Annotated in this window: 9 protein-coding genes and 1 tRNA gene; all 10 read right to left on the minus strand. The window is 46.7% G+C overall.

Going from position 1 to position 8746, the window contains the following annotated elements; all coding sequences use genetic code 11:
* Nucleotides 1–83: 83 nt before the first annotated feature.
* On the minus strand, nt 84–332 hold the full coding sequence (locus AC9UEO_RS10450) for a thiamine pyrophosphate-binding protein (RefSeq protein WP_509532913.1): 249 nt from the start codon (nt 330–332) through the stop codon (nt 84–86).
* Between the two features lie 251 nt (nt 333–583).
* Nucleotides 584–1906, minus strand: coding sequence for a lipopolysaccharide biosynthesis protein RfbH (gene rfbH, locus AC9UEO_RS10455; protein WP_509532915.1), 1323 nt, complete (start codon nt 1904–1906; stop codon nt 584–586).
* A complete protein-coding gene (locus tag AC9UEO_RS10460) occupies nt 1831–2232 on the minus strand; it encodes a hypothetical protein (RefSeq protein WP_509532917.1) in 402 nt (133 codons plus the stop codon). The genes rfbH and AC9UEO_RS10460 overlap by 76 nt, the downstream gene beginning before the upstream one ends.
* The gene (rfbF, locus tag AC9UEO_RS10465) at nt 2201–2938 is read right to left on the minus strand and encodes a glucose-1-phosphate cytidylyltransferase (protein ID WP_509532919.1); all 738 of its coding nucleotides are present in this window, start codon (nt 2936–2938) and stop codon (nt 2201–2203) included. Before rfbF ends, AC9UEO_RS10460 begins: the two co-directional genes overlap by 32 nt.
* A gap of 6 nt (nt 2939–2944) precedes the next feature.
* Complete coding sequence (locus AC9UEO_RS10470) at nt 2945–4735, minus strand: ABC transporter ATP-binding protein (protein ID WP_509532921.1); 1791 nt, start codon at nt 4733–4735, stop codon at nt 2945–2947.
* Between the two features lie 48 nt (nt 4736–4783).
* Nucleotides 4784–5905, minus strand: a complete 1122-nt coding sequence (gmd, locus tag AC9UEO_RS10475; RefSeq protein ID WP_509532923.1) for a GDP-mannose 4,6-dehydratase — start codon at nt 5903–5905, stop codon at nt 4784–4786.
* A gap of 5 nt (nt 5906–5910) precedes the next feature.
* Nucleotides 5911–6888, minus strand: a complete 978-nt coding sequence (gene fcl, locus AC9UEO_RS10480) for a GDP-L-fucose synthase (RefSeq protein WP_509532925.1) — start codon at nt 6886–6888, stop codon at nt 5911–5913.
* Between the two features lie 92 nt (nt 6889–6980).
* Nucleotides 6981–7994 (minus strand): UDP-glucose 4-epimerase GalE, encoded by a 1014-nt coding sequence (galE, locus tag AC9UEO_RS10485; protein WP_509532927.1) that lies wholly within the window; start codon nt 7992–7994, stop codon nt 6981–6983.
* Nucleotides 7991–8377 carry a MarR family EPS-associated transcriptional regulator gene (locus AC9UEO_RS10490; RefSeq protein ID WP_509532929.1) on the minus strand — a complete coding sequence of 129 codons (387 nt, stop codon included), beginning with the start codon at nt 8375–8377 and terminating at the stop codon, nt 7991–7993. The genes galE and AC9UEO_RS10490 overlap by 4 nt, the downstream gene beginning before the upstream one ends.
* Nucleotides 8378–8667: 290 nt before the next feature.
* Nucleotides 8668–8743: transfer RNA gene (locus tag AC9UEO_RS10495), tRNA-Phe, on the minus strand.
* Nucleotides 8744–8746 lie beyond the last annotated feature (3 nt).

Below are 8746 nucleotides of genomic sequence, written 5' to 3' on the forward strand. Positions count from 1 at the left end.
CTGCAGTCACAGCTTGAACATAGGTTTCCGAATTCAGGCGCGTGTAATGCCAGATATTGTTGTGCTCCATAAATGGCACACCTTTACCCTTCACAGTTTTTGCAATCAATGCTCTCGAATTTCTTCTGGATAGAGCCTGAGTCCAATACACCCCTGGTTGCTCCCATGGCCTGAAAACCTTTTTCGTCCACGATCATCATGAAATTTTTCAACCTGTGATGCGTGGCAAACAATGCGCCTTCCCAGATAGGCCCCTCGTTGATTTCACCGTCACCCACCAGCACAAAGGTCTTTTGATCCTTGCCACGGATCTTTGTGCCCAGTAGTGCCATGCCCCACCCACGGAAAAGACATGCCCTTTGCTGAGCACAAGAAAGTCTCTTAGCGGATGTACAGGATCATTGTCCGGAAAGCGCAGATGGCTGCGATAGAGAACCGCCAATATCTCGACGATGGAGAAAGCACAGCCAATGTGCACCGTGGACCCGGCATACGCCATGTCCAGAACGGTTTTGCGCAAGAGACGTGCGTCAAAGTTAGGGCTTGTCACGTTAATGTAGTCACTTTAGAAGAAAGGGGCGGCTCAGAAATTCACGCCCAAGTAGTTCTCTATCTTTGTCGCTGCAAACTCAAGCATTTCGTGCGTAAGTGAGGGTTGCACACCAATCCAAAATGTGTTGTTCATTACGATATCGGTATTGACCAGTTCACCGCTGATACGGTAATTGGCTCCAGCCATATACGGCTGTCGCACCAAGTTTCCAGCAAATAACAATCTTGTACCCACTTTGTTTTGATCCAAATATGTCAATAAATCAAGTCTTGTCACTGGACAGCCATCTTTTAAGGTTATCGGAAAACCAAACCACGATGGATCTGAATGCTCTGTCGCTTTAGGTAAATGTAAAAACTCTTCGCACGCCCTTAGGCGCTCATTCAAAAAGGCAAAGTTATCCTTGCGCGCTTGAATAAATTGGGGCGCTTTTTCCAATTGGGCCAGACCGCATGCAGCCTGCATATCTGTGATTTTCAGGTTGTAGCCCAGATGGCTGTAGGTGTACTTGTGATCGTAGCCTTCAGGCAAGTCTCCGAGTTTCCAACAAAAGCGCTTACCACAGGTGTTGTCTTTGCCTGGCGGGCAATAGCAATCTCTCCCCCAATCTCGAAAGCTCTCTGCAATAGTTTTCAGTTCATCGCTATTGGTAAATACTGCCCCGCCCTCACCCATGGTGATGTGATGTGCAGGATAAAAACTAAGCGTTGCGATATCGCCAAACGTGCCGACCATTTGACCGCGGTAAGTAGACCCCAAGGCATCGCAACAATCTTCCACCAGCCAAAGACCATATTTTTTACAGAGGCCAGTCACCACATCTAAATTGAATGGATTTCCAAGGCTGTGCGCCAGCATGATTGCTTTGGTTTTGGGTCCTATTGCTGCTTCAATTTTGGTGGCATCAATATTGTGAGACTGAGCATCAACATCCACAAATACTGGGATTGCACCAAATTGAAGTATTGGATTGACGGTTGTGGGAAACCCAGCAGCTACGCCAATGACCTCGTCTCCTTTTTGTATCGCTCTTTTTCCCAATTTTGAAGAAGTCAACGTATTAAAAGCGACGAGATTAGCTGACGAACCAGAATTCACAGTAATCAAATGCTTAACGCCTATGAAATCAGCAAGTTTCTTTTCAAACTCTGCATTAAATCGACCTGTGGTGAGCCAACCATCTAAAGATGCCTGCACCATATTCTTTAATTCAGATGCATCCAACAATTTACCCGATGGCGGCACCATGGTTGCACCCGGAAAAAATACCTGCGGCGCTAAAGCAATAGATGCATACTCTTCAACCAATTCGTCAATTTTTTGCCGCAAAGCTTGTGTTTTTGTATTTTCCACATCAATCCCCGAATTTTATTTAAAAGCTGTAAGCAGCTGACACCAATAACAGATCGCCAGTCCAAGCGAAGTGCCGCCTTAGATACATCCAGTTGAAGTAGTAAGGCCTCTTGTGGATGATGTCCTTCATCTACATTCCTACTCACTGGTTCACCCCATTTTTGCGAAAATAGATTAACAATCCATTCGACAGATTTCGTATCTGCTTCACCCGGCCCAAAATTAAACGCCTCCGCATATTCTGAGCCATGGGTATAAAGCTTTTTAGCAAGCATCAGATATCCACGCAATAGCTCAAGCACATACTGCCAAGGGGCGAACAGCATGCGGATTTTGAATCATGACAGGTTGACTGCGAGAAAAGGCGGCCAATTCATCTGACTCTGCCAATTTTTCTAGTGGGCCTCGTTCCCAAACACACTGGTCTCCGTCAATCAAATTTATTACGGAAGGAGACAGCACAAAAAAACCACCATTGATAATTCCTGCATCACTTTTTGGTTTTTCTTTAAATGTTTGTACTTTATTGCCTCGCATTTCAAGAACACCGAAGCGCCCAGGAGGCAGTGTTGCGGTCAAGGTGGCTTGTACTTTTTGTGAATGGTGAAATTCAATCAATGCTGCAATATTGACATCACTCACACCATCACCATAGGTAAAACAAAACACCTTTTCGTCTTTCACATAAGGCGCGACACGGAGCAAGCGCCCGCCCGTCATGGTGTCCTCACCCGTGTCAATCAAGGTCACACGCCAAGGTTCTGCACTTTGCTGCAACACTTGCATTTCATTGTTGCGCATGTCAAAGGTGACGTCTGACGTATGTAAAAAATAATTCGCAAAATATTCTTTGATAACGTAGCCCTTGTAACCACAGCAAATAATAAAGTCATTTATTCCGTAGTATGAATAAAGCTTCATGATGTGCCAAAGAATAGGTTTGCCACCAATCTCAATCATCGGCTTAGGCTTCAGGTGTGTTTCCTCAGAGATTCTGGTCCCCAACCCACCCGCAAGAATAACTGCCTTCATATTGAATTATTTCTGTTCGGTTGTTTGGATGATTTCATGATATGAGCCAATTCTCTTAACTCGGCCGCTTGACAGTTCAACCACTTGCGTGCAGTCACGCAAAGTAGTGACTCGGTGCGCAACGATTAACACTGTCAAATCATCACCCAAGTTTTTTATGGACTCCATCACTGCTTGTTCAGTCTCGCCATCCAAAGCGCTTGTAGCCTCATCAAAAACAATGACGTCAGCATTTTTATACAAAGCCCTTGCAATACCAATTCGCTGGCGTTGTCCACCAGACAATCGGACCCCACGCTCACCCACTAGAGTTTTATATTTGTCTTGCCAAGATTCAATAGTCTCAGCCATTTGCGCTTTCTCAGCGGCTTGCATTACCCTGTTCAAATCAATCTGGTCAGCAGGTATACCAAATGCTATGTTTTCTGCAATGCTTGCATCTGCCAAAAAGATAGATTGAGGCACGTGTGCAATGTGTTTTTGCCATGATCGACAATTCAATGTATTTATTTCTATGTCATCAATTTTTAAGCTGCCATGATTGGCAGTCAACAACCCCATGACAATATCAAGCAATGTACTTTTACCGCTACCAGTGGTACCAATAAATCCAATTCGACTGCTTTTTGGAATAGTCAAATTTAAACCATGCAACACCCAAGGTAAGTTTTTTCCGTATTGAAAACCTACGCTATCAAACGAGATGCTGTGATGAAAAGGCAACGACATTGGTTCTGGGCTGTCTGCATCTGCTGGCAAGGGCTGATTTAGAAAATCAACCACATCATTTAAAGCTGACTTTCCGCCTCTGATGTTGGACCAACTGGCAAAGGCTTGTTGCAACAGCGGCAGCATTCTCTGGGCTGCAAGCGCAAGCATTCCAATCACTGGAATAGCCGTTCCTAACCCGCCTGGTTGAATGGCCAGCATATAGGCCATGGCTGCAATCAAAGCCATCCCCAGTGCTTCAACGATATACCTAGGGCTTACTGCCACAAATGCAATATTTGATTGTGCTTTTCTAAGTCGCCAATCTGCATCACGGTAAATTTGGCAATACAGGTTTTGCGTGCCATCAATCAGCACATCTCTGATGCCGCCAAGGGCTTCTTGCAACGCCTTGATAACGCGGGACTGCTGCCGGTTAATTAAACTGCCATCGATAGAAATACGTTTCTTTGTGACTGCAATGACCACTGTATAAATAGATCCAAAGCTTAGTATGGCCGCAGCAGTGACCACGGGCTCTACGGTCATCAATGCAACCAAAACTGTTGCCATCATGACCACAGAGCTTACGGCGGTGAGTGAAGGCATAACTGTTTGATGAACGATACCATCCGCCTTGCTGGTCACTCCAGCAATGACTTCGCTGGTGTTTCTATTCAAATGAACGGCATAGGGTTGGTAAAGTGTGCGTTTATAAATTTCTGCACTAAAGTCAGCACCCAGAGCATAACTAAGACGAATTTGAGTCCAACTCAATAACAGCCTTAAGCCACCAGATACGACGGCGGCAACTCCAAACATGAATGTTAAAAATGTCAACAGCTGTTTTGGTTCTGTGATGTTCAGCGCATGAATCAATGGCTGTGCCATTGGATGTTTGAATAAACTTTCAGGTGCTGTCAATACACCCAAAAAAGGCAGGACGGCACCAATGCTGAACAATTCAGCAACAGATACCACCAGCATTAAAGCGAATAGCACTACGATCTGAAAACGTCTACGAAAACTGACATGCTTTAACAACTGCAAAATCAAATGCCAATAAGAGTGATCTGCGGGGTGCTGCATTAACTAAATACTAATCTGATGCCAGCTGCAATGACCATAGATGAACCACTATTCTTGACTCACATTCACACTATATCCATTTGCTTTTAACAGTGCATGTTGTTTTGCCTGTGCCAAGTCTTCAAGAACCATTTCCCTGCACATTTCCTGAACAGTGATTTCCGGCACCCAACCCAATTTTTGTTTGGCTTTGCTTGGGTCACCCAACAATGTTTCCACTTCAGTGGGTCGGAAATAGCGCGGGTCAATCTTGACAACAGTCTGCCCCACTTTAAGCGCCGAAATGTTTTCCCCTTGGATGTGAGAAACCACTGCCACTTCGTCAACACCTTGGCCTTGAAACTCTAGCGTGATGCCAAGCTCGATTGCACTCCATTGGATAAATTGCCGAACGCTGTACTGCACACCGGTTGCAATGACAAAATCTTCTGGTTGATCTTGTTGCAGCATCATCCACTGCATTCGCACATAGTCTTTGGCATGACCCCAGTCGCGCAAAGCATCCAAGTTGCCCATGTACAAACAATCCTCAAGTCCTTGGCTGATATTGGCCAATCCTCGCGTGATTTTTCGGGTGACAAAAGTTTCACCACGGCGCGGGCTCTCATGGTTAAACAGTATGCCGTTACAGGCATACATGCCGTAAGCTTCTCGGTAGTTCACTACGATCCAATAGGCATAAAGCTTTGCCACGGCATAAGGGCTACGCGGGTAAAAAGGCGTGGTTTCTTTTTGCGGTGTTTCTTGAACTAAGCCGTAAAGCTCTGACGTGCTGGCTTGATAAAAACGTGTCTTTTTCTCCAAGCCCAAAATGCGTATCGCTTCCAATATTCGCAGAGTACCCATGCCGTCTACATCTGCTGTGTACTCTGGGCTTTCAAAACTAACAGCCACGTGGCTTTGCGCTCCCAAGTTATAAATTTCATCAGGTTGCGTCTCTTGAATGATGCGCAGCAAATTGCTGGTATCAGTCAAGTCGCCGTAATGCAATTTGAAGCGGGCATTGTCTACATGTGGGTCTTGGTATATGTGGTCTATGCGTTGTGTATTGAAACTCGAGGACCTTCGTTTAATCCCGTGTACGACATACCCTTTTTCAAGTAAGAACTCCGCCAAATAAGAGCCATCTTGCCCAGTGATGCCAGTGATGAGTGCGGTTTTAGAGGCCATCTTATTCAGTTGTATTTCTTGAAATCTTCATATGCTATCGCCAAGCCTTTTTCCAAACTCACTTGGGCTTGCCATCCCAAGGTATTTAACCTGCTGCTGTCCATCCACTTGCGGGGTGCGCCGTCTGGCTTAGAGGTGTCGAATGTGATGTTGCCCTGATAGCCAACTATTTTGCAAACGGTATGCGCTAGCTCTGCAATGGTGACATCCTCGCCATAGCCTACGTTGACGTGACTTTGCATGGGCTGGGTATTTGCATCAAAAATATCCTTGTCTAGATTCATCATAAATACGCTGGCAGCCGCCATGTCATCTACATACAAAAACTCGCGCTTAGGGGCGCCACTGCCCCAAATGACCACTGAAGGTGCACTTCTCTCCTTTGCCTCGTGAAACCTGCGAATGAGAGCTGGTATGACATGGCTGTTTTCAGGATGGTAGTTGTCTCCTGGGCCGTAAAGATTTGTGGGCATGGCGCTGCGATAGTCAATGCCGTGGCTTTGGCCGTACTGGCGGTTGTAGCTTTCGCAAAGCTTGATGCCTGCAATTTTGGCAATCGCGTAGGGCTCATTCGTAGGCTCAAGGGTGCCAGTGAGCAGGGCGTCTTCACGCATGGGCTGCTGCGCCATGCGGGGGTAGATGCAACTTGACCCCAAAAACAACAGCTTTTGCACGCCATTTTGAAATGCAGCCTCAATGACATTCGCCTGAACTATCAAATTTTCGTATATGAATTGGGCAGGGTAAGTTTTGTTGGCTTGTATACCACCGACCTTGGCAGCGGCCATGTAGACCTGTTCAGGCTTTTCAGTTTCGAAGAAAGTGCGGACTGCAGCCTGTTCAGTGAGGTTGAGTTCCGCGTGCGTGCGGGTAAGTATGCGCTCGGCCGGATGATCATGAGCCAATAACTGGCGAACAATCGCCGAGCCGACCATGCCACGGTGGCCAGCTACGTAGATTTTGGGGTGTAAGTTACGCGACACAGAAACAACCTAGAAAATCCTACAAGCAAAAGCTTACTAAACGGATGCTACGGCCACCAAACAGAATCAGAGGTTTTCCTGAATCTTATGGTTCATGACAACAAACCCGATCCCTCAGATTGTTGAAAGTGCCATGTGCTGGAACACATATCGTCCAAAGTACGCGTAGCACGCCAGTTCAATCGTTCAATAGCCATCTTTGGGTCGGCATAACATGCAGCAACATCACCGGCACGGCGGGCAACAATCTTGTAAGGCACTTGGCGACCCGATGCATCTTCAAACGCTTGAACCATTTCGAGCACACTGTAGCCCTTGCCTGTACCTAGGTTGATAGCATGCCATCCCGGGGTTTGAGAAAGAAATTTCAATGCGGCAGCATGGCCATCGGCCAAGTCCATGACGTGGATGTAGTCCCTAACGCCTGTGCCATCTTTTGTAGGGTAATCGCCACCGAAGACGTTTAATTCCGCTCGATGTCCCGAAGCCACCTGAGCGATGTAGGGCATGAGGTTGTTGGGTACACCGTTGGGTTTCTCACCAATATAGCCACTTTCGTGAGCGCCAACAGGGTTGAAATAACGCAGGCAAGCGATGCGCCAGTCAGTAGCAGAAGCCGCAACATCGCTCAGCATCTCTTCAATGTGAAGTTTGCTTCGACCATAAGGATTGGTGGTGCTGGTAGGGTGGTTTTCGCCCATCGGGAGGGACTGGGGTTCACCGTAAACCGTGGCGCTGCTGCTGAACACCAGCGTCTTGATCTGCGCCAACTGCATAGCCTGCAGTAGACTGATGGTGCCCTGAACATTGTTGGCGTAGTAGTCGACAGGTTTTTTAACCGACTCGCCAACCGCTTTATGACCGGCAAAATGAATGACTGCATCAATTGCGTGAGTATCGAGCGTATTTTTCAGCAACTCGGTGTTGCGCACATCGCCGCTAACAAAGCGTATTTGTTGCCCGGTAATCTGTTCAAGTTTTTTGAGCACTGCATTACTGCTGTTTGACAGGTTGTCATAGAGAACAACTTGGTGACCCAACTGCGAGAGCACCACCGCCGTGTGGCTACCGATGTAGCCAGTCCCACCAGTGAGAAGAATGTTCACCTGCCCCGACTACCTTCTGCTTTGCTTAAATCAACTGAAAGTTCAGATTTCAAAGTCTCAATCTCAACTTGGAGCGCTTCATACTCGTTCACTTTCCGTCTCAAAAACTCCGTCGTTAGCTTCGACTTCTGGTTCACTCCGACAGGCGTGAGCAAATAGGCATAGCGGAGCTTGTTCTTGCTCTGGTTGAAGTTGTGCATCTTGACCCAACCCTTGCCCACCAAGGCTTGGAAACAAAAATTGATACTACCCAGACTGATTCCCAACTCTTTAGCCAAGATACGCTGGCTTATTTCGGGCGTTTGATGCAATCGACGCAAGACTTCAAACTGGATTTCCTGTTGGAAACCTGCTAATTTAGGGGATGGGGATAAGAGGCTCAAGGTGATTTAGGGACGCTACCGCAATGCCATTTAGCAGTCAGCAAGCAGGATGAGCAGGGTCAAATAGAAGGGCCAACGTATCAGATGGCAAGACAAACTATTCTCTCTCGTTCAATTGCCGAACGGATTGTGCCACAGTGTTATGAATCTATAGCAAAGTCCCATTGTTAGTTCTCAGACAAGCAAGAATATAACCAAGACGTTGTGCATGAGTTCTGCTAAATATTTGTCCGCAAAGATTTGAGTTGCCACAAAAGAAAAATAACAGACTTGCAGCTAGGGTGTTTATATGGTGGCCTGGGGCGGAATCGAACCACCGACACAAGGATTTTCAATCCTCTGCTCTACCGACTGAGCTACCGGGCCAAG

It is taken from the genome of Limnohabitans sp., from assembly GCF_040401495.1.
Classification (GTDB): domain Bacteria; phylum Pseudomonadota; class Gammaproteobacteria; order Burkholderiales; family Burkholderiaceae_C; genus Limnohabitans.

What these genes read in the sequence shown, in the direction of transcription:
- AC9UEO_RS10450 (WP_509532913.1), bottom strand. Translation starts at nt 332, where the DNA reads ATGGCACTACTGGGCACAAAGATCCGTGGCAAGGATCAAAAGACCTTT.
- AC9UEO_RS10460 (WP_509532917.1), bottom strand. Translation starts at nt 2,232, where the DNA reads ATGCTGTTCGCCCCTTGGCAGTATGTGCTTGAGCTATTGCGTGGATAT.
- rfbF (WP_509532919.1), bottom strand. Translation starts at nt 2,938, where the DNA reads ATGAAGGCAGTTATTCTTGCGGGTGGGTTGGGGACCAGAATCTCTGAG.
- AC9UEO_RS10470 (WP_509532921.1), bottom strand. Translation starts at nt 4,735, where the DNA reads ATGCAGCACCCCGCAGATCACTCTTATTGGCATTTGATTTTGCAGTTG.
- gmd (WP_509532923.1), bottom strand. Translation starts at nt 5,905, where the DNA reads ATGGCCTCTAAAACCGCACTCATCACTGGCATCACTGGGCAAGATGGC.